The sequence below is a fragment of the Pseudomonas sp. Marseille-QA0332 genome (assembly GCF_054950175.1).
On the sequence record NZ_CM143106.1, the window covers coordinates 481625 to 505117 of the forward strand.

The 23493-nt window shown below is 62.5% G+C and carries 32 protein-coding genes; 28 read left to right on the forward strand and 4 right to left on the reverse strand.

What is annotated here, in order from left to right; translation table 11 throughout:
• Positions 1-62: 62 nt before the first annotated feature.
• The 4 genes from ACY8GK_RS02305 to ACY8GK_RS02320 form a co-directional block, all read right to left on the reverse strand.
• Positions 63-248, reverse strand: coding sequence for a hypothetical protein (locus ACY8GK_RS02305; RefSeq protein ID WP_462402157.1), 186 nt, complete (start codon positions 246-248; stop codon positions 63-65).
• A gap of 1 nt (position 249) precedes the next feature.
• Positions 250-423: a carbon storage regulator CsrA gene (gene csrA, locus ACY8GK_RS02310; protein ID WP_196179864.1), complete on the reverse strand. Its 174-nt coding sequence runs from the start codon at positions 421-423 to the stop codon at positions 250-252.
• 381 nt (positions 424-804) lie between these two features.
• Entirely contained in the window at positions 805-1551 is a 747-nt protein-coding gene (locus ACY8GK_RS02315; protein ID WP_462402158.1) for a helix-turn-helix domain-containing protein, read from the reverse strand.
• Positions 1552-1854: 303 nt separating this feature from the next.
• Positions 1855-1983, reverse strand: a complete 129-nt coding sequence (locus tag ACY8GK_RS02320; protein WP_462402159.1) for a hypothetical protein — start codon at positions 1981-1983, stop codon at positions 1855-1857.
• 40 nt (positions 1984-2023) lie between these two features.
• On the opposite strand from ACY8GK_RS02320, the gene ACY8GK_RS02325 reads away from it, so the two are divergent.
• The 28 genes from ACY8GK_RS02325 (at position 2024) to ACY8GK_RS02460 (ending at position 23403) form a co-directional block, all read left to right on the forward strand.
• Positions 2024-2722 (forward strand): phage antirepressor KilAC domain-containing protein, encoded by a 699-nt coding sequence (locus ACY8GK_RS02325; RefSeq protein WP_230376044.1) that lies wholly within the window; start codon positions 2024-2026, stop codon positions 2720-2722.
• Positions 2719-3432, forward strand: a complete 714-nt coding sequence (locus ACY8GK_RS02330; RefSeq protein WP_462402160.1) for a helix-turn-helix domain-containing protein — start codon at positions 2719-2721, stop codon at positions 3430-3432. The genes ACY8GK_RS02325 and ACY8GK_RS02330 overlap by 4 nt, the downstream gene beginning before the upstream one ends.
• On the forward strand, positions 3425-4807 hold the full coding sequence (gene dnaB / locus ACY8GK_RS02335) for a replicative DNA helicase (RefSeq protein ID WP_462402161.1): 1383 nt from the start codon (positions 3425-3427) through the stop codon (positions 4805-4807). The genes ACY8GK_RS02330 and dnaB overlap by 8 nt, the downstream gene beginning before the upstream one ends.
• Before the next feature lie 49 nt (positions 4808-4856).
• The gene (locus ACY8GK_RS02340; protein ID WP_462402162.1) at positions 4857-6182 is read left to right on the forward strand and encodes a tyrosine-type recombinase/integrase; all 1326 of its coding nucleotides are present in this window, start codon (positions 4857-4859) and stop codon (positions 6180-6182) included.
• Positions 6154-6474, forward strand: coding sequence for a hypothetical protein (locus ACY8GK_RS02345; RefSeq protein ID WP_462402163.1), 321 nt, complete (start codon positions 6154-6156; stop codon positions 6472-6474). Before ACY8GK_RS02340 ends, ACY8GK_RS02345 begins: the two co-directional genes overlap by 29 nt.
• A 7-nt stretch (positions 6475-6481) precedes the next feature.
• Positions 6482-6871, forward strand: coding sequence for an antiterminator Q family protein (locus ACY8GK_RS02350; RefSeq protein WP_462402164.1), 390 nt, complete (start codon positions 6482-6484; stop codon positions 6869-6871).
• A gap of 167 nt (positions 6872-7038) precedes the next feature.
• Positions 7039-7365, forward strand: a complete 327-nt coding sequence (locus ACY8GK_RS02355; protein WP_239930231.1) for a phage holin, lambda family — start codon at positions 7039-7041, stop codon at positions 7363-7365.
• A 164-nt stretch (positions 7366-7529) separates the two neighbouring features.
• Positions 7530-8270, forward strand: coding sequence for a hypothetical protein (locus tag ACY8GK_RS02360; RefSeq protein WP_462402165.1), 741 nt, complete (start codon positions 7530-7532; stop codon positions 8268-8270).
• 208 nt (positions 8271-8478) lie between these two features.
• Positions 8479-9024 carry a terminase small subunit gene (locus tag ACY8GK_RS02365; protein WP_462402166.1) on the forward strand — a complete coding sequence of 182 codons (546 nt, stop codon included), beginning with the start codon at positions 8479-8481 and terminating at the stop codon, positions 9022-9024.
• Positions 8987-11020 (forward strand): phage terminase large subunit family protein, encoded by a 2034-nt coding sequence (locus ACY8GK_RS02370; protein WP_462402167.1) that lies wholly within the window; start codon positions 8987-8989, stop codon positions 11018-11020. The genes ACY8GK_RS02365 and ACY8GK_RS02370 overlap by 38 nt, the downstream gene beginning before the upstream one ends.
• On the forward strand, positions 11011-11220 hold the full coding sequence (locus ACY8GK_RS02375) for a primosomal replication protein PriB/PriC domain protein (RefSeq protein WP_462402168.1): 210 nt from the start codon (positions 11011-11013) through the stop codon (positions 11218-11220). The genes ACY8GK_RS02370 and ACY8GK_RS02375 overlap by 10 nt, the downstream gene beginning before the upstream one ends.
• The gene (locus ACY8GK_RS02380) at positions 11217-12767 is read left to right on the forward strand and encodes a phage portal protein (protein ID WP_462402169.1); all 1551 of its coding nucleotides are present in this window, start codon (positions 11217-11219) and stop codon (positions 12765-12767) included. The genes ACY8GK_RS02375 and ACY8GK_RS02380 overlap by 4 nt, the downstream gene beginning before the upstream one ends.
• Positions 12706-14754, forward strand: coding sequence for a ClpP-like prohead protease/major capsid protein fusion protein (locus ACY8GK_RS02385; RefSeq protein ID WP_462402170.1), 2049 nt, complete (start codon positions 12706-12708; stop codon positions 14752-14754). Before ACY8GK_RS02380 ends, ACY8GK_RS02385 begins: the two co-directional genes overlap by 62 nt.
• Before the next feature lie 63 nt (positions 14755-14817).
• Positions 14818-15132, forward strand: a complete 315-nt coding sequence (locus ACY8GK_RS02390; protein WP_462402171.1) for a hypothetical protein — start codon at positions 14818-14820, stop codon at positions 15130-15132.
• Positions 15132-15521 (forward strand): head-tail joining protein, encoded by a 390-nt coding sequence (locus tag ACY8GK_RS02395; protein ID WP_462402172.1) that lies wholly within the window; start codon positions 15132-15134, stop codon positions 15519-15521. Before ACY8GK_RS02390 ends, ACY8GK_RS02395 begins: the two co-directional genes overlap by 1 nt.
• Complete coding sequence (locus ACY8GK_RS02400) at positions 15496-16038, forward strand: hypothetical protein (RefSeq protein WP_462402173.1); 543 nt, start codon at positions 15496-15498, stop codon at positions 16036-16038. The genes ACY8GK_RS02395 and ACY8GK_RS02400 overlap by 26 nt, the downstream gene beginning before the upstream one ends.
• Positions 16035-16616, forward strand: a complete 582-nt coding sequence (locus ACY8GK_RS02405; protein ID WP_462402174.1) for a phage baseplate assembly protein V — start codon at positions 16035-16037, stop codon at positions 16614-16616. Before ACY8GK_RS02400 ends, ACY8GK_RS02405 begins: the two co-directional genes overlap by 4 nt.
• Before the next feature lie 7 nt (positions 16617-16623).
• Positions 16624-16938, forward strand: coding sequence for a hypothetical protein (locus ACY8GK_RS02410; protein WP_462402175.1), 315 nt, complete (start codon positions 16624-16626; stop codon positions 16936-16938).
• Positions 16939-16993: 55 nt separating this feature from the next.
• A complete protein-coding gene (locus tag ACY8GK_RS02415; RefSeq protein WP_462402176.1) occupies positions 16994-17218 on the forward strand; it encodes a hypothetical protein in 225 nt (74 codons plus the stop codon).
• 3 nt (positions 17219-17221) lie between these two features.
• Positions 17222-17548, forward strand: coding sequence for a GPW/gp25 family protein (locus ACY8GK_RS02420; protein ID WP_462402177.1), 327 nt, complete (start codon positions 17222-17224; stop codon positions 17546-17548).
• On the forward strand, positions 17545-18525 hold the full coding sequence (locus ACY8GK_RS02425) for a baseplate assembly protein (protein ID WP_462402178.1): 981 nt from the start codon (positions 17545-17547) through the stop codon (positions 18523-18525). Before ACY8GK_RS02420 ends, ACY8GK_RS02425 begins: the two co-directional genes overlap by 4 nt.
• Positions 18522-19334, forward strand: a complete 813-nt coding sequence (locus ACY8GK_RS02430) for a phage tail protein I (RefSeq protein ID WP_462402179.1) — start codon at positions 18522-18524, stop codon at positions 19332-19334. The genes ACY8GK_RS02425 and ACY8GK_RS02430 overlap by 4 nt, the downstream gene beginning before the upstream one ends.
• On the forward strand, positions 19331-20017 hold the full coding sequence (locus ACY8GK_RS02435; protein WP_462402180.1) for a phage tail-collar fiber domain-containing protein: 687 nt from the start codon (positions 19331-19333) through the stop codon (positions 20015-20017). Before ACY8GK_RS02430 ends, ACY8GK_RS02435 begins: the two co-directional genes overlap by 4 nt.
• A 5-nt stretch (positions 20018-20022) precedes the next feature.
• A complete protein-coding gene (locus tag ACY8GK_RS02440) occupies positions 20023-20763 on the forward strand; it encodes a hypothetical protein (protein ID WP_462402181.1) in 741 nt (246 codons plus the stop codon).
• A 10-nt stretch (positions 20764-20773) separates the two neighbouring features.
• Positions 20774-21238: a hypothetical protein gene (locus ACY8GK_RS02445; protein ID WP_462402182.1), complete on the forward strand. Its 465-nt coding sequence runs from the start codon at positions 20774-20776 to the stop codon at positions 21236-21238.
• A gap of 98 nt (positions 21239-21336) precedes the next feature.
• Positions 21337-22515 carry a phage tail sheath subtilisin-like domain-containing protein gene (locus tag ACY8GK_RS02450; protein ID WP_462402183.1) on the forward strand — a complete coding sequence of 393 codons (1179 nt, stop codon included), beginning with the start codon at positions 21337-21339 and terminating at the stop codon, positions 22513-22515.
• Positions 22516-22527: 12 nt separating this feature from the next.
• Positions 22528-23037 (forward strand): phage major tail tube protein, encoded by a 510-nt coding sequence (locus ACY8GK_RS02455; protein WP_462402184.1) that lies wholly within the window; start codon positions 22528-22530, stop codon positions 23035-23037.
• Between the two features lie 66 nt (positions 23038-23103).
• A complete protein-coding gene (locus ACY8GK_RS02460) occupies positions 23104-23403 on the forward strand; it encodes a phage tail assembly protein (protein ID WP_462402185.1) in 300 nt (99 codons plus the stop codon).
• Positions 23404-23493: the final 90 nt, after the last annotated feature.

Here is a 23493-nt window from a genome sequence, read left to right on the forward strand (position 1 = left end):
TGTTGCTCCGTTGGGTTGGTTTCCCATCTGGCCCTCGCGAGAAGGCCAGCCAGTGAAACCAGCTATCGAAAGCGCGCCTCGAGCTCGGCATGCACAGCCTGCAACTGCTCGATCAGCTCCAGGCGCTGGTCACCTGAAAGCAGGTGCGCGGCGTAGAGAAGGCCCTCGAGAAGAGGGCCGTTGTTGAGTGCCATGACCTTGGTGCCGTCTTCGAACACGGTCAGGCAGATGGTCTTGGGCTCGACCATATCAGGCCGCCGCTTCGGCCTTGATCCGCTCTTGAATCTCCTCGCGATGCACCGAGACATCGGCTGGCGCCTCGACGCCGATCCGCACCTGGTTCCCTTTGATGCCCAGAACGGTTACCCGGATGTTGTCGTTAATGACGATGGTCTCGCCGACTTTGCGGCTCAGTATCAGCATGGTCCTACTCCTTGGTTGGTTTCCCGTCTGGCCCTCATGGGAAGGCCAGCCAGTGAAATCGAAGTGATCCAGGCGCCCATCGCTCACTGGGCATCGCGCTTCCCCGCATTGGCATGCGCGCCGCTTGGTTACCTGAACCCAGCTCACTGCATCTGGCAGCTGCTGCCCTCATGTGCCGCTGAGGGTGACGGATGACTGGTTGTGTAAAGAGCGGTGGCGGTTGGCGCCTGCGCGGCATCGCTGCCGACGGGATAAATATGTACCATGAGTTCACATATGGTCAAGTACCAAAAGTACATAATTTTTTCGAGAGCACGAGAAAGCCCGCGCAGTGGCGGGCTTTAGAGGGTTATGTGATCTGCGGGTTGGGCTATGGCCCGTCTAAAGGGCCGAACGTGGCCATTTGGCGTCGACCACCCGACCTACTATCTGCCAGGTATTGTCGACCTCGACAGTGGGAAAAGCTGGATTGAGCGGTTTTAAGTATGCCCTTCCCGAATCCCAAATGAACTGCTTGAACGTCGCCTCATTTGAGTCAATTAGCTTAGCCACGACGAACTGACCGTGCTCGACATCAAAACCAGGCGCCACAAGGATGACCATGCCTTCGGAAAAGGACATGCCGTTAGGCGAGGTCATAGAAGGCCCGCGCACCTTGAGCCAGAAGCCGTGCGGCCCGGCCCAAGCATCCGATGGGTGAACCTCGCATGAGGCGACGTTCGATATTTCGATAGCTTCCATCGGCATCCCAGCCTGAACCCAACTGATTTCAGGGTATTCGTAATATCTAACAGGGCCGGCAATAGGCTCTACGTTCGAGTCAAACCCCGAGGTTTCCTCTGTCATCCCGCCTTTGCCGTATTCGAGCCACTCAACCCGAACCTTCAAAGCAGAGGCGAGCGCCAGCATTTTTGCTCCGCCGGGTATCGATTCGCCATTGAGCCATTTGCTTGCTGCTTTGGGTGTGACCTTGGCTATGTCGGCCAGGCGAGCGCCAGCCCCCCACGCCTGAATGTCGTTGGAAGCAAGTGCTTTCTTGAGGCGCGCCGCAAAGGCAGCCCGGATTTCGTCTATGTGAACCATAGGTTCAATATGGCACGCGCTTGCATGTACTTTCAGTTCCGACATAATATGTACTTACAGTTCATATATCAGGGGAGGCCGTATGCAGGCACTCAAGAAGGCGGTCGATGACGCTGGCGGCGTTGCCGCTGTCTCGCTCGCTTGCGGGAAAACACGTCGAGCCGTTTACAAGTGGCTGGCCGCTGGGTGTCTCCCTCGGACCGAGTACACGGGCGAGACGAAGTATGCCGAGAAGATCGCTAGCCTAGCCAGGGCAAACGGAAAGCCTTTCAAGGCCCAGCGCCTATTGGCTGAAACCGCTCCCTCGAAAACCGCTGCCTGACGGCGCACTCACAAATGAATTCTGCGCTAGCTGGCCTTGCGCCAGTAGATGCCGAAAACACCTGCCCATCCATCCAGTACCTGAATCGCAGGCATAAAAAAACCACCGGCCAGGGTGGTTTCTTCAACAACGAGATCGAGGTCGATTATGCACATTGCATTCGATGCAATCAACACCCAGGTGGGAGCGCCAGCTTTGACCAACTCACCAACACGTCAGGTCCGGGTGATGTCTTCCCGGGAGATCGCCGAGCTGACGGGAAAACACCACTTCCACGTCAAGCGCGACATCGAGCGCATGCTTGCCGAGCTCGGGGAAGATCCATCCACGTTTGGATGCACCTACCTCGACGGCCAGAACCGCACCCAGACCGAGTACCGCCTGGACCGCGAACGCACGGAGTGCCTGCTAACCGGCTATAGCGCGGCCATGCGCCTGGCGGTGATCAAGCGCTGGCGCCAGTTGGAGGAGGGCGGTCGTGTGGTTGCAACCCTGCCGGATTTCTCCAACCCGGCTGCCGCTGCACGCGCCTGGGCCGAGCAGTACGAGCTCCAGCAAGCCGCCAGCCATGCGCTGGCCATCGCGGCGCCCAAGGCTGAGTTCGTCGATCGGTACGTCCAAGCCTCGGGATCCATGAGCTTCCGCCAGGTCGCGAAGCTGCTCAAGGCGAATGAGCGCCAGTTCCGACAGATGCTGCTGGACAAGGGCGTCATGTACTACCTGGGCGGCGTGCTGACCCCATGTAGCCAGCACCAGGCAGCGAAGCGCTTCGAGTTGAAGACCGGCACCAGCGAAACCAACGGCCATGCCTTCGCGCAGGCAAGGTTCACCGCCAAAGGCGTCCAATGGATCGCGGGCGTGTGGGCAGCCCATCAACTGGAGCAAGACAAGTGAGCACGATCATCATGACGGCCTGCTGGCCGCTCCAGAACATGAGCCCGGCGCAGAAGGCCGTGCTGATCTCTCTGGCCGACAACGCGAACGACGATGGCGTCTGCTGGCCTTCGGTGGCACGCATTGCCGAGCGCACCTGCCTGTCCGAGCGTGCTGTCCGCACGGCTTTGCGCTGGCTTGAGCAGGCCAAGATCCTGACCGCCCACCAGCGTTCGGGTCGTTCGACCTGGTACACCGTCAACCCCTCAACCTATGACCCCGGCATTTCCTGCCCCCCTGCACCAGATGCCGCCCCACCCCGGCAGGAAATGCCCCCCACCCCGGCAGCAGGTGCCCCCCACCCCGGCAGCTCCTGCCCCCAGAACCGTAAAGGAACCATCAAGGAACCGTCAGAAGAAGAAAAGGGGAGCGGCAACAGCCCCAAGGTGCCAGTCGAGGAAATCGTCGCCCTGTTCAACGAGCTGCTGCCGACATTGCCCAGCGTGGTCCTGATCAACAAGGACCGGCGCAGCAAGCTCGCCGCACGATGGGCCGATAGCCCTGTGCACCAGGACCTGGAGTTTTGGCGAGATTTGTTCGGCATGGTCGAGTCGAGTGACTTCCTAATGGGCCGCATCGAGGGTCGCGAAAAGCAGTTCCGCTGCACGTTCGACTGGCTGATCGCTCCGACCAACTTCGTGAAGGTGGTGGAGGGCAACTACCATGCGTGAACCCTACAACGCAGACGCCGAGCATGGTCTGTTGGGGGCCATGCTGCAGCGCCCAGAGCTAATCGATACTCTGTCCGATGATCTGACTCCAGAGTCGTTTTACTTCGTGGAAAACGCCGAGGTGTATCGGGGCATTCTGGAACTCCGAGCTGCTGGAAAACCTGTGGACCTGCTGACTGTGGCTGATCACGTCGGAATGCTGCACACGGGTGACCTTGCTCTGGGTCATTGCGGCTCGCTGATCGCCAACACGCCTAGCGTTGCCAATGCCGGCGCCTACGCGCGGATTGTTCGAGAGCGCGCCATCGAGCGTGCCCTTTATGACCTGAGCGCTCAAACGCTTGATATCGCTCAAAGCGGTGGCGACATCCAAGCCAAAATTGCAGCTGTCCAGGCGGCAGCTATGGCAATCGACACCGGCGCGGATGAGGATGAAGTAGTTAAGGCTGGTGACCTGATGGCTGAACAGGTCGAGGTGTGGCAAGAGCGCCATGACCGGCATGCGCGCGGCGAGACCTTGATCGGCTTGTCCACCGGCCTGGCGGACTTGGACGAGAAGCTGGGCGGCCTGCAGCCTGAGCAACTAATCATCGTCGCAGGGCGACCTGCCATGGGGAAAACCACCCTGGCCATGGGGTTCGCCATTGACGCCGCTGTGCGCCAGCGTAAGTCGACCCTTGTGGTCAGCCTTGAAATGAGCAAGGGACAGCTGCTGGACCGGGCCATGGCGTCCGAAGGGCGTATCCCGCTCAACCTGATCAAGAACGGCGCCGCATGCCAGTCTCACGGGACCGAGATGGGTGTCGCAGCTCACAAGATCCAGCAGGCGAACCTATTTATCGCGGACCGTGCTGGCGCTACTGTCGGCCGGATCCGCTCCATGGCTCGTCGGCACAAGTTGCGCTATGGCCTGGACCTGCTGGTCGTCGATTACCTGCAGCTGATGGAAGGCGATGGCGGCAATCGTACCGAGGAAGTGAGCAGCATCAGCCGGGGCTGCAAATTGCTGGCGCGCGAGCTGGGCATCCCTGTCGTGCTGCTGAGTCAGTTGTCCCGTAAGTGCGAGGAACGTCCCAACAAGCGTCCAGTGCCGTCTGATCTGCGTGAGTCCGGCGCGATCGAGCAGGACGCCGACGTGATTTTGTTCGTGTACCGGGACGAGGTTTACAACGAGAACACCGAGTACAAGGGGATTGCCGAGATCATCATTGGCAAAGGCCGTGACGTGGAGACAGGCACCGTCCGCGCAGCCTTCCTTGGCCAGTACAACCGCTTTGAAAACCTGTCCGCCAGCTGGCAACCCGTCCCAGTCGAACGGCCGGCCAAGGTCACCAGCATGGCCTCACGGTACGGAAACAGGGAAAAGCGCCAATGATTGTCTTTGGGTATAGGGCCACGCGATTCCATGGGTATCGGTTTTCAGCATGAGTGCGACAGCGGTTGTAAAGGTGTCCGACGCTGAGATCCGGCGGCAAGCGACTGTGGACGGCGTGCGAGATCTGCGCGATCCACGCCATCCTGGCTTGCGGTTCCGTTTTGATCAAAGCCGGAAGGCCGGTACCTGGTTTCTCGTCGTGCGCGGCAAGTGGAACCGGCTCGCCCGCTTTCCCGAATACGGCGCAGCGGCGATCTTTGCAGAGCTTCCGGCCTTGCGACAGCGTTTGCTGGGTCGCCCTGACGATGCGGTGGCTCTGGAAGGCCTGGTGACCATAGGCGATCTGCTGCGGTGGTTCAGTGACCGAGTCGGCAATGACGCTTCGCTCTCCGATTCTTGGAAGGGGACTGTCAGAACCGTGATTAGCAAGCAACTGTTGCCGCGCCTGGATGAGCTGCCAATCTCTCTTTTGACAGCAGCTATGCTCGACAAGCTGCTGATGTGGCCAGCCCAGGCACAATTCTCGACGGCCTACGTTCGGCAGATGTTTCGCGTGTTGAGCCTAGCTGTTGGTAAGGCGCGTGAGCTGGGGCTGATTGCCGCGAACCCAATGGCTGAGATGAGGTTCACCCACTTCATCAAGACCAAGATTCTGCCGAAGGATGGCCGACTGCGTGCAAACCATCTGCATGAGGTAGTGCCCGCGTTGGCTGCGCTATTCGAGCAGAAGCCTGCCGAGGCCATGCTGGTGCTGTTGATGATCTGCCACGGTACTCGCCTGGGCGAGTCTCGCCAGGCGCAATGGGCAGACTTCTCGCTGAGCCATGCGGAGTGGATCATTCCCGCAGCACACACCAAAACGCGATCCGAACACCGCCTGCCGCTGACTTCCCGCGTGTCGGCGCTTCTACGGCGGTACCGGGCCGCGCAAATCACAGCTGGGTACAGCGGGCAGTACCTGTTCCCTGGTCGTAAGGGGCAGCCGCTGAGCGAAAGCCAGGCCTCGGCCATTTTCCGCCGCCTGGCCAGCCGGGCCTGGTCGAGTCACGATTTGCGCAAGGTCGCCCGCACGGCATGGCTCGACATGGGCGTCGACGGCTTCATTGGCGAAATGCTGCTGAATCACTCGCTGGGGAAGGTTGCTGACACCTACATCAAGACCAAGGCAAATGGCCTGCGTCGAGACGCATTGGAGCAATGGCACGAATGGCTTGACGGGATCGGCTTCGCAGCCATTCACAAGTTGACAGACGTGCAATCCGCAATTTCTCACAACGGGCCGCAACCCAAGCCACGCAAGGCGCGCAGCCCTATCGACGAATTTATTACAGAGGAGAATGCACAACGTGAAAAAGAGCACCAACCGTGGCTTTGAGCAGCCCCGCTTGGACCTGATCAAGTGCCCGACATGCAGGGGCAGGGCAGTGGTGGAAGGCGTGTTTTTTGAGTTGGCATGCACGGATTGCAACGGGTCAGGTTGGGTTGTTGAAGGTTCCAGGTTGGTGCTTTCACTGGAGCACCTGGTGACCCAGCTCAGCTTCAAGCTGCAAGCGGCAGAGCAAGAAATAAAACAGATGAAAAGGCCTAGCTTGATGCAAGGGCCGGAGCAGCATTACCAAGGTTCCAACCGACGCGGCGCGGGCGGATCCAACTTCACTGGGGATTGAGCGGCACATGAAAAAACGAACCTACACGGACAAGCCCCTGGGTGATACCGAGTACATGCTTGAACAATGGGGGTGGTGGCGTATGGATGGGATGGGGATACCGCGTTACGTCTCGCCTCTGTTTGCGCTCATGCGTGATCACGTACCTTCGGAAGGAGGCATGAAGCAGTACGTCATTACCGATGAACTGGCGCTCGCGGTGGATGGTGCCTTGGCACGTCTGACCAAGCGTGATCAGCAGATGGGCGACTTCCTCTGGCTGTATTTCGGAGCAAAGTGGCCTGCTCTCCGTGTGGCCCGAGAAAGCAAGATAAGCGAAGCCAAAGCACGCGAGCTAATCAAGGCCGGAGTCGCTTGGATTGACTGCGCACTGGAGCAGGTGAGAGAAGCAGCTTAAAAAGTTCTTTCCGCGCGGATAAAGACCTGTTTCTATAGCAGCGTGTCCAGCTTGCAACGCAATGTGACACTGACGAACCCCGGCCAATGAGTCGGGGTTTTTCGTTTCTGCGCCTCGGCATTTGCCGGGGCGTTTTACTTTGCACTCCCGATTCGGGAGGAATCGAGATGCAGACCATGCCCCCCGAAAAGGATCCGACCTTCTGGGTCATGCTTGCGGCCGCCTTGCGTGACCACGGCATGCCCGCCGCTTTAGCCACCATCCTCAGTTACCTACGAATCCTCTACGACGACAAAGAACCCCGCTGGGATCGCCGCCTGCTTGAGGCTGCTCTAGGTGGTGTGCTGGTCTTTATGGTCGGCATCGGCGCGGAAAAGTTCGGCATGACCGGCGGCTATGCCTATGCAGTCGCTGGCTTTGTCGGCGTGCTTGGCGTTGAGCAGGTCCGCCAGTTGGGTCGCCAATGGGCCAGCCGCAAGGTGGATTCGCAATGATCGCCCGGCCGCTTTTGGCTGTCGTCGTCGCCTTTGTCGCGTTTGCGCTGCAGGGGCATATGAGTTCTTACAATCGATCACCTCTCTGGCTGCCTCTTCCTACAGCGAGAACTGCAATGATCAGTTCAACCATTCTTAACGTCTGACATGTCCAGGAGCCAGCCATGATCGACTTCAAACTGGACATCGACCGCGTTCCACTGGCCCGCGAACTCTCAGACATCCAGAAGCGGCAGATCCCGTTCGCACAGATCCTTGCCCAGACCCGGCTGGCCCAGCAGATCAAGGCCGGCATGCTGGAAGTGATGAAGCAGCGCATCGACCGGCCCACGCCGACCACGATGCGCAGCTTGTTCGTTCAGGCGGCCACCAAGAACCGCCCGGCTAGAGTCTATTTCAAGGACGCTTGGACCTCGGGCATTCCTGCCGATGCCTACCTGCAGCAGGCTGTCCAGGGCGGACAGCGGCCCCACAAGCGGTTCGAGAAATCGCTGATCGCCAAGGGGCTGATGAAGTCCGGGCAGTACGCGGTCCCGGTCAATGACCTGCTCAACCAGTACGGCAACGTTTCGCGCGGCACCATGACTCGCATCCTGTCGGGCCTGGGTGCGGCTGAGTCGGCAAGTGGCTTCCAGGCCAATGCCACCGGCAGCAAGCGCAGCCAACGCAAGGGCAATGCAAGGCGCTACTTCACCGGCACGGTCAACGATGAGCAGGGCATCTGGGAGCGCAAGGACACCGCTTTCGGTGAGGCAGCCAAGCCTGTCTTCCTGTTCACCGACAGCGCGCCGTCGTACCGCGTGATCTTCCCGTTCTTCAAGATCGCCTCGAACATCGCCAAGGCCCACGGCCCGACTGTGCTCGACCGCGCCCTGCGTGATGCCATCCTGACCGCTCGAACCTGACCCTTTCCAGGCCGATATGCTGGAGGCCACGTATTCCGTGGCTTGCAGGGGTGAGGGGGTAGGGCGAGGGGGTCGATTCTGCCGATTTTGGTCGATTTTTGACCATTTTCGACGGGTCCTCCCGAGGGTACCGGGGGTAGGGGGTAATTCGGGCCCCGCCTTTTCGCTATGTATGACCCAAATTCGGAGGTTGGTTGTTGTTTAGTCCATGACAAATCCAACGATTACCCGGCAGCCGTTCTGGCTGAACAAAAAACGGATGGCCGAAAGCCTCGGCATTTCAGTTCAGGCCTTTGATAAATGGGGCGTTGAGCCGGTCGCGAAGATCGGTCGAGAGTCTTTCTACGACGTCCGTTCAGTGCTGGACAACCGCCTACAGCACCAGACCGGAAAGCAACAACCTGGCGTTGACGATATCGACCCGCTTGCCGAAGCCAAGCTGCTGCAAGAGCGGTTGCGCCTGACCAAGGAGCAGGCTGACGCCCAGGCCATGCGCAACGAGGTCAAGCGCCGCAACCTGGTGCCGGCCGAATTCATGACGTTCGCCATTAGCCGCCTGGTGAGTTTGATCGGCTCGACCCTCGACACCGTACACACCAAGGTCAAGCGCAAGCACCCCGACATCGAGCCACGGCACCTGGAAGCGGTACAGCGCGAGGTGGCCGTTACGCGTAACGAAGCCGCAAGCCTTGATAAGCGCCTACCGGAGATTCTTGATGAGTTCCTTTCAGCCATGGATGACGAATCTGGCTAACGCGGTTCGCGTTGGTCTGACGGCGTTGTTCAAAGAACCGCCCATGACCGTTGTCGAATGGGCGGACAAACACTTCTATCTGTCGTCGGAGTCCTCTTATCAGGAAGGGCGCTGGACGACGGCGCCGTTTCAGGTAGCCATCCTCAACGCCATGGGCAATGACCTGATCCGCGAAGTCAACTTCGTCAAGTCGGCGCGTCTGGGTTACACCAAGATGCTGATGGCGTTCATCGGCTACCTGGTCCAGCACAAAAAGCGCAACGTGCTCATGTACTGCCCGACTGAGGGGGACGCCGAGGGCGTCATGAAACGCCATATCGAGGGCATGATTCGCGACGTGCCGGTAGTGCTCGATCTGGCGCCCTGGTACGGCATGAAACACCGCGACAACACCTTGGAAGCCAAGTGCTTCGCCAACCGCAAGATGCTCTGGTGCCTGGGTGGCAAGGCCGCGCGCAACTATCGCGAGAAAAGCCCGGACACCGTGATCTATGACGAGCTGTCGAAGTTCGACGAGGACATCGAGGGCGAGGGCGCGCCGACGTTTCTTGGCGACAAGCGTCTGGAAGGGGCCACCTTCAAGAAGTCAATCCGGGGATCGACGCCCACCGAGGCCGAGAAGTGCCAGATTTCCCGGGCGGCGATCGAGTCGCCGCACGACCTGCGCTTCAACATCAAGGCGCCGTGCTGTGGCACCGAACTGGTCCTGCAGTGGGGTGGCAAGGACGAGCCGTTTGGCATCAAGTATCGGTTCAATGATCGCCAGGAGGTCGAAGCGGCCTGGTACCTGTGTCCGCATTGCCAGGGCGGTACGTTCGAATATCACGAAATGGTCACGGCGGCGGCCGAGACAGGCCGCTGGGTCTGCGAGCGATCAGGGATCTGGACGCGCGATAGCATGGAATGGTTCGACGCTTCGAGCGAGCCGACCGTAACGCCGCGTTCGGTGACCTTCAGCGTCTGGACGGGCTACTCGACCTTCACTACCTGGATCGACATTGCTACCGACTTCGTCAAGGTCGGCAAGGACCGGGGCAAGCTGAAAACCTTCGTCAACACCACGCTCGGTGAGGTGTGGGAGGAAGATCAGGGCGAGAAGCTGGACTGGGAGCAGCTGCGCGATCGCCGCGAAGTATTCGCCGAACTGCCGGCCCGGGCTGTGGCCCTGTTCGGCGGCATTGATACCCAAGACGACCGCTACGAGGGCCGCGTGTGGGCCTACGGGGCGGGCGAGGAAGCCTGGCTGGTTCACCGCTTCATCCTCACGGGCGATCCGGCCAGCATCGAGCTGCGCCGCAAGGTCGGCCGCGAATTGCACCGCCAGTTCAAACGGGCCGACGGCGCCGTCATGCGTGTGGAGCGGTGGTGCTGGGACTCCGGCGGCCACTACTCCGACGAGGTGCGCGCCGAAAGCCGCAAGCATGGTGTGCAGTGGGTCATCCCGATTTTCGGGGCCAGCACCTACGGCAAACCGATTGCCAACTTTCCACGCAAGAAAGACAAGCGCAGCAAGGTCTACCTGACCGAAGTCGGTACCGACAACGCCAAGGAGCTGATCTACAGCCGCCTCAAGCTGCAGCCGGACGGTCCTCGCCCGGTGCCTGGCTGCATGCATCTGCCTACCGATGAGCTGATCTGCGATGAAGATGAGCTGCAGCAGCTGACCAGCGAACGCAAGAAATGGGTCGTCAACAAGGGCCAGCGTGTCATGCGCTGGGACGCCGGCGGCCGCCGAAACGAAGCACTCGACTGTGCTGTGTACGCCCTGGCGGCGCTGCGGATCAGCCAGCAGCGGTTCGGTCTGGACTTGGATCTGTTGGCCAGCCAGAACCCCGACACCGGTGTGTGGGAGCTCGAAGATGAAGATGACGAAGACGACGCGCCCGAGGGTGCGCCGTTACCAGCTGCATCGCCGGCGTCCGAGCCGGCGCCGGCCTTAGAAACCCAGCCCGCCACCGGCGGCTGGATCGACACAGGAGCAAGCAAATGGCTGTGAGTGCGCAGGAAATGGTGGACCGCTACTTGCGCGCCGAAATGGAGTTGCTGGAAGGCGGCAAGGACGTGCAGTTTGGCGGTCGTCGCGTGACGATGGCGGAACTTCCGCAGATCCGCACTGGCCGTCTGGAATGGGAGCGCCGCGCTGCGGCCGAGGCGCGCAGGGGGCGTCCGGGACACTCCCTGGCGACGTTCGAATGATCGGCGAGCTGGTCGACAAGGCTTTGGCGCCTTTCTTTCCAAGAGTGGTGGCCGAACGGCTGCGAGCGCGCAATGTGATCATGGCCTTCGAGGCGGCCCGGCCGTCGCGCACGCACAAGCCGAAGAAGCAGCCGAAAAGTGCAGATGCCTCGCTTCACCCATCGCTCAAGTCACTGCGTGAGCAGTGCCGCGCCTTGGATGAGAACCATGACATCGTTACCGGTCTGTTCGATCGGCTCGAGGAGCGGGTAGTGGGTGGCCCGGGCATTGCCGTCGAACCGATCCCGATGCGTTACGACGGCACCGTGCATGCCGGATTCGCCGCGGCGATCAAAGCGCTGTGGGGCGAATGGTCGCTGAGCCCCGAGGCCTCTGGCGAACTCACCCGGCCGCAGATGGAGCGGCTGGTGTGCCGCACCTGGCTGCGCGACGGCGAGGCCCTGGGGCAGCTGCTCATGGGCAAGGTGCCGGGCTACGAGCACCTACATGGCGTGCCCTTTGCCATCGAGCTGCTGGAGCCGGACTACCTGCCGGTGGACTATGTCGACTATTCCGCCGGCATCGTCCAGGGCGTCGAGCGCAATGCCTGGCGACGGGTCCGAGCCTACCACCTGCTCAAGGCACATCCCGGAGCCTTGACCGGCGGCCAGATGGCACAGAACACCAAGCGTGTGCCGGCCGAGCAGGTGATTCATATCGCTCACCGCAAGCGCATCGGGCAGAACCGTGGCCAGCCACTGCTGCACGCTGTGCTGATCCGCCTGGCGGACATCAAGGACTACGAGGAGAGCGAGCGGGTGGCCGCACGGATCAGCGCGGCGCTGGCCATGTACATCAAGAAAGGCACGCCGGATGACTACGTGCTGCCAGGGCAGAAGCAGGAACAGCGAACGTTCCCGTTTGCCCCGGGCATGGTGATCGACAACCTGCTGCCGGGTGAAGAAGTCGGGACAATCGAGAGCAACCGGCCGAACCCGTTCCTCGAGGGCTTTCGCAACGGCCAGCTCAAGGCGGTTGCGGCCGGTGCGCGCAGCACCTATTCCAGCGTGGCCCGCAGCTATGACGGTACCTACTCGGCGCAGCGCCAAGAACTGGTCGAGGGCCAGCTGGGCTACGACCTGCTGCAGCACGAATTCATCGACTACTGGTGCCGCCCGGTGTACCGCGCCTGGTTGCGCATGGCGGTGATGAGCGGACAGCTCAAGGTGCCGCCAGACGTGGACCAGCGAACCTTGTATGGCGCGTTCTATCAGGGACCTGTCATGCCCTGGATCAATCCGGTGCATGAGGCAACCGCCTGGGAAATCCTGGTCAAGGCCGGGTTTGCCGATGAGGCCGAGGTGGCCCGTTCGCGGCAACGCAACCCATCCGAGCTCAAGGCCTCGCGCATTGCGGAGATTGCCGCGAACCGGGCCGCCGAGCTGGTATTGAGCTCGGACTACTACCACCAAATCTATGGGAAGAACCAACCCGATGCAAAAGCAAATGACAAGGACCCAGCCTCCACCGCTGATGGCTCCCCAAGGGTCGGTCGGGACGACGAGTAGCCCCGGCAGCAGCTGGTACACGATCAAGGCGGCAGCCACGCGCGGTGTGGCCGAGGTCTATCTATTCGGCGACATCGGCGACTGGGGAATTTCGGCGCAACAGTTTGCTGCCGACCTGCGAGCGGTCGGGGACGTGTCGCAGATCAACCTGCACATCAACTCCCCGGGCGGAGCCGTGTTCGAGGGCATGGCCATGTACAACCTGCTCAAGAGCCACAAGGCCAGGGTGATCGGCACTGTCGTCGGCCTGGCGGCGAGCATGGGTAGTGTGGTGGCGATGGCCTGCGACGAGATCCGCATGCCGGCCAACGCCATGATGATGGTCCACAAGCCCTGGGGCATCCAGGGTGGTGACGCCGAAGCCATGCGCAAGTATGCCGAAACCCTCGACAAGTTCGAGACCGGCATGGTGGCGGTCTATGTCACCAAGACCGGCAAGAGTGCCGAAGAAATCGAGGCGCTGCTGACCGCCGAGACTTGGATGACCGGTGCCGAAGCGGTCGCCCTGGGCTTTGCCGACACGCTGCTCGATCCGGTCGAGGCGTTCGCCACGATCAACTCCAACCGCTTGAAGGACTACACCAACATGCCCCCAGCTGCACAACACCTGTTCGCCCCGCGTGGCTCGGTCACTCCGCCTGCAGGCGGGCCAGCACCGACCCATCCAGCCCCCAGCAACCCAGCCGAAACCGCCGAGCAGATTGCGGCCCGCGTCCTGGCGGCCGACGGTGTCCGTCGTACTGCCATCCAGGCGGCCTTTGCCCCGTTTACGGGTCACGAAGCGCTGCGTGATACCTGCCTGGGCGACGTCAATTGCACGGTCGAGCAGGCCAATGCCAAGCTGCTGGCTGTCATTGGCCAGGCTACGACCCCGACCGGCAGCCTTCGCCATCCTGGCCACGTCACCAACGGCAACCTGGTCGGCGATTCGGTCCGCGCCTCGATCTATGCGCGGGCCGGCCTGGACGAGCTGCAGGATGACAACGCGTTCAACTTCATGACGTTGCGTGAGCTGGCCCGGGCCTCGCTGGTCGAGCGCGGCGTGGGCGTCTCGACGCTCAACGTCATGAACATGATCGGCTTGGCCTTCACTCACAGTTCCAGCGACTTCGGCAACATCCTGCTCGATGCGGCGCATAAGTCGCTGCTCGAGGGCTGGGAGAAGTCCGACGAGACCTACCACCTGTGGACCAAGAAAGGCCGCTTGAGCGACTTCAAGATCGCCAACCGGGTAGGCCTCGGGTCGTTCTCGTCGCTGCGTGAGGTCCGCCCTGGTGCCGAATACAAGAACATCACCCTTGGCGACACCGGGGAAACCATCCAGCTGGCCACCTACGGCGAGCTGTTCACTATCAACCGCCAAGCGATCATCAACGATGACCTTGACGCACTGACCGCGATCCCGCGTCTGATGGGTGAGGCCGCCCGTGCGACCATCGGTGACCTGGTCTACGACCTGCTGATCAAGAACGGCAAGATGAAGGACGGCAAACCGCTGTTCGATGCCTCGCGCAAGAACCTGTTCACCGGTACCGCTTCCAAGCTGTCGATCGAGGCGATGAGTGCGGCCAAGACGGCCATGGCGCTGCAGCAGGCGACCGTCGCCAAGGATGCCAAGCCTCGGCCGCTGAACATCCGCCCGGCCTTCCTGCTCTGCCCGGTGGCCCTCGAAGACAAGGCCAACCAGCTGATCCGCTCGGCCTCGGTGCCGGGTGCCGACACCAATGCCGGCATCGACAACCCGATTCGCAATTTCGCCAAGGTGATCGCCGAGCCGCGCCTGGATGCGGATTCGGCCACCAGTTACTACATGGCGGCCAAGCAAGGCTCGGACACTATCGAAATTGCCTACCTGGACGGGATCGAGACGCCCTATTTCGATCAGCAGGAAGGCTTCACCAGTGACGGTATTGCCTCCAAGGTCCGCATCGATGCCGGCGTGTCCGCGCTCGACGCGCGCGGCCTGAACAAGTCCGTTGGCGCCTAACCCGCGCTCGACGCCAAGCACCCCGCCCCGGCGGGGTTTGTTGTTTCTGGAAGGAGAGAAACCATGACCACCAATTTCGTGAGCAGCGGCGACACCGTCACCCTGCCGGCGCCCACGGGCGGATCAGAAAAGGGCGTCCCGCAGGTCATCAACGACCTGGCTGTGATGCCACTGGAAAGTGGGCCCAAGGGCACCCTGATCGTCTACCGCACGCGTGGCGCCTGGAATGTGCAGGCTGATGCATCCCTCAAGGCGGGCAATGCGGCTAACGTCAAGGACGGGCTCCTGGTCCCGCCAGAAACCCCTGAGTCGAAGCCCTACGGCAAGCTGCTGACCGATTCGGTCGGTGGTTATGCCGAAGTGCTGATCGTGCAGTGATGGCGGGGCTTTCGAGCTTTCGCGAACGGATGGCCCAGCGGCTCGACCGGCCGATCCTCAAACGCGTCGGCGACCGGGCCACCCGCGCCGATGGCCGCGAGGTGCTGGGGATCTTCGAGAACCCGTTTCGCGATCCCCAGCTGGGGGCTAAGGGCGGCAGCCAGGCCCTGGCCATGGGAATCAACGCCGAGGCTGTGCGCGAACCCCGCTTTAGCCTGCCGGCGGTCGATGCCGCCGGCCTGGACAAGAAGGGCGCCATTCTGACCATCGAGCTGCCGGCAGCCGATGGGGGCGGGCGCTATGAGGTGATACGCCCCGAGCCGGATGGTTCCGGCTGGGTGGCCCTGGTCCTGGGGATCGCCCATGAGCGAACAGCCGACATCTTCTAGCGAGCTGACCCGGTTGCATGAGGCGATAACCGCCACCCTCCAGGAGGCCTTGCCACGGCTGCAGAACATCGAGGCCTACCCCGTGCTCGAGGAGGGCATGAAACTGCCGGCGCTGCTCTACGCGATCACCGGAATGGCGCCCGGGCCAGATCCTGGCGACGGCCGTACCTGCATCATGGCCACCTTCGAGGCCTTGATTCTGGTCGAGGAGGCTCGCAGCCAGGCGCCTCTGCAGGCGGCTGTGCTGGCCAGCAAGCTGGTCTCGGTGCTCGATGAGCAGTATTGGGATCTGGACTTCGTCGATCAGGTCCAGGACGTGCAGGCCATGCCGTCGGAGGCCACTCCAGCGCTGCTGCAGTGCGTCGGCTGGTCGGTGCAGTGGCGGCAGGCCGTCTACTTAGGCGACACCGAATGGCCTTGGCCGGACGAGCCGCCGGGCACGCTGGTGTTTGCCTTCGACCCGGACACCGGGCCGGGGAACGAGGACCAGTATCGCGCGCCGGAGGACCTGGCATGAGCTATACGACCGCCGAGCATGACCGAATGCTGTCGCAACTGATCATCCCGTGCCGGGTCGAGGCGGTGGACCTGATCGCCGCCATGGTGCGGGTGTCCGATGGCAATGGCTGGACCAGCGCCTGGGTGCGCTGGCACAGCCTGGCCGCTGGCAAGGCCCGCCATTGGCGAGCGCCGAGCCTGCACGAGCAGGGCGCGCTGATCAGCCCGAGCGGCGACCCTGCCCAGGGCACCTTCGTGCCGGGGCTGTACGGCAACGCCGGCGGCCAGCCGGACAACCGCGACCATGTCGAGGTGTGGCGTTTCGACGATGGCGGCTCGCTGGTCTACGACTGGCAGGCCAAGAGCTACACCATCACGCTGCCCAGCGGCACGGTCACGGTCCAGGTCGGCGGCACGCAAGTGGTGACCACCGATGACGCCGTCACGGTCAAGTCGGGCAGCATCACGGCCGAGGCCAGTTCTATCACGTTGAAAGGCTCGGTACTGATCGACGGCCCGTTACGCGTCACGGGCGACATTCACGGTGGTGGGGCAATCATCGACACCACTGGCAACACCCCCAACCACAAGCATTGAGGCAGGTATGGCTGAGCAGAGGAAAAACGCGCCCATCAACGGGACCGACAGCGAAACGGTGGCCAAGATGGTCGACTTCCAGATCACCGGCTTCTGCGACCACATGCGCATGCGCGATTACTGGCGGCGGCTGCTGGCCGGGGACAACGATCCCGACGTCATCGCCGAGGGCCTGTGCCGCGCACTGAGCGGTGGCCGCTACATCAAAGGGCCGGCGCGACAGGTGACGATCAACCTCAACATCCAGAGCGCAGCCGATCCCCAGGCCCTGGCTGCCGCGCTGGCCACCCACGTTGAACAAGCGGTCGCCACACACGGCTGAACCATCCCAACCCCTACAGGCCCGCCGTGTGCGGGCCTTTTCATTGGAGCCACCCATGGCCACGAAGAAGACTGCTGCAGAAGAACCGGACATCACCTCCGCCGTCCCCGAGCCGGTCCTGGTGACGTTTCGCGACACCGTTTACACCTCCCGCGTGCTGATCCTGCCGGAGAGCCTGCGCGAACTGCCCGTGCGTGCGCAGCGGGTGAGCGTGCCGGCCGATGACGCCGAGGCGCTGGCCTTCCTGCAGGCGCACCCGGACCTGGTGCGCGAGGGCTGACCCATGATTGGACTCGATCGCCGTACCGGCCAGCCGATTTCGGGCCTGGATCATCTGCGGCAGTCGATCGAGGACATCCTGACGACCCCGATCGGCAGCCGGCGCATGCGACCGGAGTACGGCAGTCAGCTGCGCCGCTACGTCGACCTGCCCGTTAACGAGGGTTGGAAAAGCGCCGTACAGGCCGAGGTCGCCCGCGCCCTGGGCCGCTGGGAGCCGCGCCTGCAGCTGGAGCGGGTCAAGGTCACGGCAGTTGTCGATGGCCAGATCACCTTGCAGCTGACCGGGCAGTACCTCGGTCAGGCTCAAATCCTTGAGGTAAGCGCATGATTGACCTGTCCTTGTTGCCACCGCCGGATGTGGTGGAACCGCTGGAGTTTGAAACGCTTTATCAGGAGGTGCTGGGCAACTTCCGAGAACAGATGGGCGATCAGTGGACGGCGCTGCTGGAGTCCGATCCGGTGGTCAAGCTGCTGGAAGTGGCGGCCTACCAGAAGATGCTCGGCCGGGCCCGGGTCAACGACGCGGCCAAGGCCAGTCTGCTGGCCTATGCCAAGGGCGCCGACCTGGACAACCGGGCGGCCGACTATGGCGTGCAACGGCTGACGCTGGTTGCGGCCGATCCGGACGCGGTGCCGCCGGTGGCTGCGGTAATGGAGAGCGACGACGCACTGCGTTACCGCACGCGGTTGTCGCTTGAGGCCCTGTCGGTGGCTGGCAGTCGCGGCGCCTATGAGTATCACGGGCTGAGCGCATCGGCGAGCGTGGCCAGCGTATCGGTCGACTCGCCCAGGTTCAGCAGCGTGGCAGTGCCGGAAACGGTCCGGGCGCAGCTGCCGCCTGGGGCCTTCGTCCTGGTCTGCGACTATGACGCGGGCCTTGCCAATCCCTTGCCGGGGGACGTGTCGCTGGCCGTGCTGCCCCGTGTCGACAGTCAGGAGTCTCCCGATCAACTGGTAGACCTGGTGCAGTCGGCCCTGTCGGCCGAGAGCGTGCGTCCGCTTACCGATCGACCGCGCGCCCAGCTAGGCCAGCCAATCGACTTCAAGGTGGTGGCCACTCTGGAGCTCGAGGCCGGCCCCGAGCCGTCCGTGGTCAAGACGGCTTCGCGGGCCAGTCTGGATGCCACCATCGCCAAGGCGCGCGACCTGGAAGGGGAGCTGTCGCTGTCAGCGATCTATGCCGCGTTGCATGTCAGCGGCGTGCGCCGGGTTGTGCTGACTCAACCGACTGCCGAGCTGGTGTGTGACAAGCGGCACTACCCCAACTGCACCGAGGTCGCCTTGAGCACGGAGGTGGTGACATGAGCCTGCTGCCCTCCAATGCCACGCGCTTGGAGCGCGCTCTGGAGGCGGCCTGCGGCCAGAACAGCGATCCGGACATCATCCGGGGCGTAGCTGACTCGGCGCGCTGTCCGCCCAATTTTCTGCCCTGGCTCGGCTGGGCGATGAAGGTCGAAGGCTGGGAGGCTGCCAACAGCGAGGAAGAGCAACGCGCGCTGATCCGCGAAGCCATCCCGATTCATAAGACCAAGGGCACCGTCGGCGCGATCCGGCGGGTGTTGAAGGCGGTGCGGATCAATGCCGACTTCAAGGAATGGCAGCAGATCCCCAACGCGGCGCCGTATACGTTCCAGGTCACGGCCTGGGCCAACGAGAACCGGGCTGGGGAAGGCTCGATCCTTTCGTCGCAACTGGGCGAGCGGCTACGCGCGCTGATTGATGCGGCGAAGAACGAGCGCAGCCATTACACCTTTCGGCTCGGCGCGCGCTTTGACGGCGGCCTGGTGGCCGCCAACGCTTCACGCCTGATGGGTAGGGTCCGCCGATCCGCAGAGGTGCAGCCAATCCCCCTACCGCCTGGCGAACAGAACTTGGGGGTGGTGAGCGTATCCCGGCAGCAGCAAGTGCAGCGGCACTCGGCCGAGGTACAGGCGGTGCCCCTGCCAGCGTCTGAGCAAGCCCTGGTCCTGGCCAACACTACCCGCACGCGCTGCGTTTCCCGATGCTCTGCGCAGGCGCAGGGCGTACCGATTCACCACGAAACGGTGCTGCTGGCCGCCACTGCGGTCAGTACCCGTACTGTCGTGCGCGTCACGATGGAGGCTGTTGTATGAGTACCGCTTTAAAACCCCTGATCACCAAGACCGGCCTGGCGGCAATCTGGAACGCAACCAGCACCGGAGTGCAGGCAGAAATCGCCTACATCGGCCTTGGATCGCAGGGTTACACGCCCAGCGTTGATCAAAAGGCGCTGCGTGACCAGGTTGTACGCTACCCCATCGCCGGCGGCGAGAAGCTGAGCAGCTCGCTGATTCATCTGACCGCTCTGGCCGATGATGACAGCGCCTTTTGGGTTCGAGAGGTTGGCATTTTCCTGAGCGACGGCACCTTGTTCGCGGTGTGGTCAAGCACGGGTGATCCGCTGACTTACAAGGCGGCCGGTACCGAGCTGCTGATGGCCTATGACCTGTCGCTTGAGGCCCTGCCGGCGGATAGCGTGACAATCGTGAGCACTGCCGCCGGCCTCAATCTGACCTTGGCCCAGCCGCTGGTTGCACAAGCCTCGGCCCTGATCGCCGAAATGATGCGCGGCGTGCAGCAGCAGGACCAGCTCGACACGCAAAGCAAGCAATTGCGGGTAGCCGGCGAGCTGCTAAACAACCTGACCCAGCGCATGAAGGCTGCCGAGACGCGGCAAGACCTGGACCGTGAAAACCTGCTGACGGCCATCCTCGCCAACGCGGCCGCGCTGATCAGCCTGCAAAACCTGTTCTCTCAGAAAACATTAGGAGCCTAATTTCCATGAGCCTCGAATCACAAGTCGCGGAGCTGGTCGCCGCAACCAATGCGCTGATCGCCACTTTCACCGGTAAGAATGCCTCGATCGAGGCGAGAGTGGCGGCGGCCATTGCCGCCGTACCATCGAATTCCAAGACCTTCTACATCAACCCGCTGACCGGCGACGATACAGCGGCAGGCACCGCTGCAGCGCCGCTGCGTACGCTTCAGAAGGCGCTGGCCAACACCCCGAATGGTGGCCAGACCATCGTCTACCTGCAGGCCGACTACGAGCTGGCGGCGAACATTGCGGTTGATGGTCGTCTACTGCACGTCGGCTCCGATATCGCCGGCGTGAAACGCAAGATCAAGTGCAAATACTATGTGACCAACGATGGCTTGGCGACGTGGCTTGGCGGCTTCGTCTCGTACTACGGTGGTCAAGTGATGCTTACGGATGTCACGCTCGACCTGCCAAGCCCTGCAGGCTTAACCCCTGTGCCAGGCGGTCTGAAAAATGCCGTCTTCATGTCGAACTCTGGCGGTGGTACGCCAGTGCTGGCCGTCAAGCTGTCGTCTTGTGACGTTGTGGCTGCAGCGGACTGGGTGGGCAGCCTGGTGGCGGCCTCGTCTAGTGCGATTGCACTGGAAGTCTATAACTCGACCTTCCCGGCCAACTTCGGCGGGCATTATGTCTATGGCGTAGCGTCCGGTACCAATCCGGCCACACTGGCCAACCTGCTGACCAACCTCGCCACCCTCTAAGGAATTTCCCATGCAGAAGACCAATCTCTCCATCGAGCTCGATGGCAAGACCTACAACGGCTTCGATTTTGCCGACCTGCCGCTGGCGGCTGCAAAGCTGATTGCTTGCCGCCAGATCGATCAGGCGGCCGACAACGCCCGTCGTGCCGTGCTGGGTGACACTTTGCGGGCTCTGGAATATCAGGTCACGGCCGATGAGGCGACGGCATTCGCCGCAGCCGACTACAGCGGCGAGGTGCCCCCGACTGTGCAGGCCTGGATGGATGCGACCAGCCTGGAGGCCAAGCCTGCGACCGAAAGCATTCTGGCCGAGGCTGCCGCCTGGAGGCAGGCCCTTTACCAGCTGCGCGCGCTACGCCTGAAAGGCAAGCAGGACGTGGTGAAGGTCGCCAGCCATGACGCCGCCGAGGCGATTGCTAATGTGGCCATCGAGGCGATCCAGGCCAGCGTCCAGGGTGTCGGCAACGCCGCCTGATTCCTTCCCGCCACACCGTCAAACCGAGGCCGCTATGCGGCTTTTTTTGTGCCCGGGCCGCGCCTTGTCGCGGCCCTGTGCTTTCTGGAGTTTTTCCCATGGCTGGATTCTTCCACGGCGTTACGGTCACGAACGTCGACACCGGCGCGCGCACTATCGCGCTGCCGTCCTCCTCGATCATCGGTCTGGTCGACACCTTCACCCCAGGCCCGGGCGCCAGCGGCACGCCAACCGCCGCCGCCGGCGAGCTGCTGATGATCACCAACGAGCGCGAGGCGATTGCTGCCTGGGGCGCGGGTGCGGCGATTACCAAAGCCTGCCAGGCGATCTACTCGCGGTCCAAGGCGGTGATCATCGCCTGTGGCGTGGCTGAGGGGGTCGATGTGGCTGCGCAGACCTCGGCGATCATCGGCGGTGTGCTGGCCAGCGGCAAGCGCAGCGGCCTGCAGGCGCTGCTGGACGGCAAGAGCCGCTTCAACGCCCAGCCGCGGCTACTGATCGCGCCCAAGCACAGCGCGACCCAGGCGGTGGCCACTGCTATGGACGCCCTGGCGGCCAAGCTGCGCGCGGTGGCCATCATCGACGGACCGGGTACCACTGACGAGGCGGCCATGGCATACGCCAAGAATTTCGGTTCCAAGCGCCTGTTCATGGTCGACCCCGGCGTGCAGTTCTGGGACACCACCAAGAACGCCACCGTCGACGCCCCGGCTTCGGCCTATGCGGCTGGGCTGTTCGCCTGGACCGACAGCGAATACGGCTTCTGGGCCTCGCCGTCGAACAAGGAGTTCGTCGGCATCACCGGCACCACGCGTTCGGTGGAGTACCTGGACGGCGACGACACCTGCCGGGCCAACCTGCTCAACAACGCCAATATCGCGACCATCATCCGCGACGACGGCTACCGCCTGTGGGGCAACCGCACCCTGTCCAACGATGCCAAGTGGGCCTTCGTCACCCGCGTGCGGACCATGGACATGGTCATGGACGCGATCCTCTACGGGCACAAGTGGGCGGTCGACCGCTCGATCACAGCGACCTACGTCAAGGACGTGACCGAAGGCCTGCAGGCGTTCATGCGCGACCTGAAAAACCAAGGCGCGATCATCAATTTCGAGGTCTACGCCGATCCGGTGCTGAACACGGCCAGCCAGCTGGAGCAGGGCAAGGTGTACTGGAACATCCGCTTTACCGACGTGCCGCCGGCCGAAAACCCCAACTTCCTCGTCGAGGTCACCAACCAATGGCTGACCGAAGTGCTCGATCAAGCCGCTTAAGGAGCGCACCGCATGGCAATGATTCCCGAAACCCTGGCGAACCTGAACCTGTTCGTCGATGGCGTCAGCTTCCAGGGCGATGTGCCCAGCCTGACCCTGCCCAAGCTCACCCTCAAGATGGAGGAACACCGTGCCGGCGGCATGGACATGGCCGTCGAGATGGATCAGGGCATGGAGAAGATGGAAGCCGGCTTCGTCACTACCGGCGTGCGCAAGGAGTCGCTGAAATTCTTTGGCCTGGCCGACAGCACGGCTTTCAACGGCACCTTCCGGGGCGCCTTCAAGGGCCTCAAGGGCAAGATCAACCCCGTGATCGTCACCCTGCGCGGTTCGCTCAAGGAGGTCGACATGGGCGACTGGAAGGCCGGCGACAAGGCCGAAATCAAGCATAACGTTGCCCTGACCTACTACAAGCTGGAGGTCGGCGGCAGCACGGTCTACGAGATTGACCCGGTTGGCATGAAACGGGTCATCAACGGCGTCGACCAGCTGGCCGAGCAGCGCAGCGCGCTGGGTGTGTAAGCCCAGCGGTCCCCGTTATCCCTGCCCTCTCTCTTATATACCACCCCTGCACAAGGTAGCCGTTTCATGACCCGTAAACCTCGCGAAATCCCCGCTTTCCTGACCCTGACCACCGACGGTGCGACCGTTGCGTTGAGCCAGCCGACCGAGTTCAACAGCATGACAGTGGATCGTCTGACCCTGCGCTCGCCCACGGTGCGCGACATGCGCACGGCCACGGCTACCGCCGGCAGCGACGACGAGCAGCGCGAGCTGAACCTGTTCGCCTCGCTGGCAGCCGTCAGCCCGAAGGAGCTCGAGAACCTGACGCTCAAGGACTACGACCGTCTGCAGACCGCCTACAGCTTTCTGGTCAGCGAAGACTGAGTTCACTCCCGCCGTACAAAAGCAGCTGGCCAAGCGCCTGGCTGCCGAGCTGAATTTTTCCGCCGCCGAGATCATGGATATGCCGTTTGC

Coding starts and splice junctions, on each gene's coding strand:
- ACY8GK_RS02305 (WP_462402157.1), bottom strand. CDS start 248: ATGGTCGAGCCCAAGACCATCTGCCTGACCGTGTTCGAAGACGGCACC.
- csrA (WP_196179864.1), bottom strand. CDS start 423: ATGCTGATACTGAGCCGCAAAGTCGGCGAGACCATCGTCATTAACGAC.
- ACY8GK_RS02315 (WP_462402158.1), bottom strand. CDS start 1,551: ATGTCGGAACTGAAAGTACATGCAAGCGCGTGCCATATTGAACCTATG.
- ACY8GK_RS02320 (WP_462402159.1), bottom strand. CDS start 1,983: ATGTGCATAATCGACCTCGATCTCGTTGTTGAAGAAACCACCCTGGCC.
- dnaB (WP_462402161.1), top strand. CDS start 3,425: ATGCGTGAACCCTACAACGCAGACGCCGAGCATGGTCTGTTGGGGGCC.
- ACY8GK_RS02340 (WP_462402162.1), top strand. CDS start 4,857: ATGAGTGCGACAGCGGTTGTAAAGGTGTCCGACGCTGAGATCCGGCGG.
- ACY8GK_RS02350 (WP_462402164.1), top strand. CDS start 6,482: ATGAAAAAACGAACCTACACGGACAAGCCCCTGGGTGATACCGAGTAC.
- ACY8GK_RS02355 (WP_239930231.1), top strand. CDS start 7,039: ATGCAGACCATGCCCCCCGAAAAGGATCCGACCTTCTGGGTCATGCTT.
- ACY8GK_RS02360 (WP_462402165.1), top strand. CDS start 7,530: ATGATCGACTTCAAACTGGACATCGACCGCGTTCCACTGGCCCGCGAA.
- ACY8GK_RS02365 (WP_462402166.1), top strand. CDS start 8,479: ATGACAAATCCAACGATTACCCGGCAGCCGTTCTGGCTGAACAAAAAA.
- ACY8GK_RS02370 (WP_462402167.1), top strand. CDS start 8,987: ATGAGTTCCTTTCAGCCATGGATGACGAATCTGGCTAACGCGGTTCGC.
- ACY8GK_RS02375 (WP_462402168.1), top strand. CDS start 11,011: ATGGCTGTGAGTGCGCAGGAAATGGTGGACCGCTACTTGCGCGCCGAA.
- ACY8GK_RS02380 (WP_462402169.1), top strand. CDS start 11,217: ATGATCGGCGAGCTGGTCGACAAGGCTTTGGCGCCTTTCTTTCCAAGA.
- ACY8GK_RS02385 (WP_462402170.1), top strand. CDS start 12,706: ATGACAAGGACCCAGCCTCCACCGCTGATGGCTCCCCAAGGGTCGGTC.
- ACY8GK_RS02390 (WP_462402171.1), top strand. CDS start 14,818: ATGACCACCAATTTCGTGAGCAGCGGCGACACCGTCACCCTGCCGGCG.
- ACY8GK_RS02395 (WP_462402172.1), top strand. CDS start 15,132: ATGGCGGGGCTTTCGAGCTTTCGCGAACGGATGGCCCAGCGGCTCGAC.
- ACY8GK_RS02400 (WP_462402173.1), top strand. CDS start 15,496: ATGAGCGAACAGCCGACATCTTCTAGCGAGCTGACCCGGTTGCATGAG.
- ACY8GK_RS02405 (WP_462402174.1), top strand. CDS start 16,035: ATGAGCTATACGACCGCCGAGCATGACCGAATGCTGTCGCAACTGATC.
- ACY8GK_RS02410 (WP_462402175.1), top strand. CDS start 16,624: ATGGCTGAGCAGAGGAAAAACGCGCCCATCAACGGGACCGACAGCGAA.
- ACY8GK_RS02415 (WP_462402176.1), top strand. CDS start 16,994: ATGGCCACGAAGAAGACTGCTGCAGAAGAACCGGACATCACCTCCGCC.
- ACY8GK_RS02420 (WP_462402177.1), top strand. CDS start 17,222: ATGATTGGACTCGATCGCCGTACCGGCCAGCCGATTTCGGGCCTGGAT.
- ACY8GK_RS02425 (WP_462402178.1), top strand. CDS start 17,545: ATGATTGACCTGTCCTTGTTGCCACCGCCGGATGTGGTGGAACCGCTG.
- ACY8GK_RS02430 (WP_462402179.1), top strand. CDS start 18,522: ATGAGCCTGCTGCCCTCCAATGCCACGCGCTTGGAGCGCGCTCTGGAG.
- ACY8GK_RS02435 (WP_462402180.1), top strand. CDS start 19,331: ATGAGTACCGCTTTAAAACCCCTGATCACCAAGACCGGCCTGGCGGCA.
- ACY8GK_RS02440 (WP_462402181.1), top strand. CDS start 20,023: ATGAGCCTCGAATCACAAGTCGCGGAGCTGGTCGCCGCAACCAATGCG.
- ACY8GK_RS02445 (WP_462402182.1), top strand. CDS start 20,774: ATGCAGAAGACCAATCTCTCCATCGAGCTCGATGGCAAGACCTACAAC.
- ACY8GK_RS02450 (WP_462402183.1), top strand. CDS start 21,337: ATGGCTGGATTCTTCCACGGCGTTACGGTCACGAACGTCGACACCGGC.
- ACY8GK_RS02455 (WP_462402184.1), top strand. CDS start 22,528: ATGGCAATGATTCCCGAAACCCTGGCGAACCTGAACCTGTTCGTCGAT.
- ACY8GK_RS02460 (WP_462402185.1), top strand. CDS start 23,104: ATGACCCGTAAACCTCGCGAAATCCCCGCTTTCCTGACCCTGACCACC.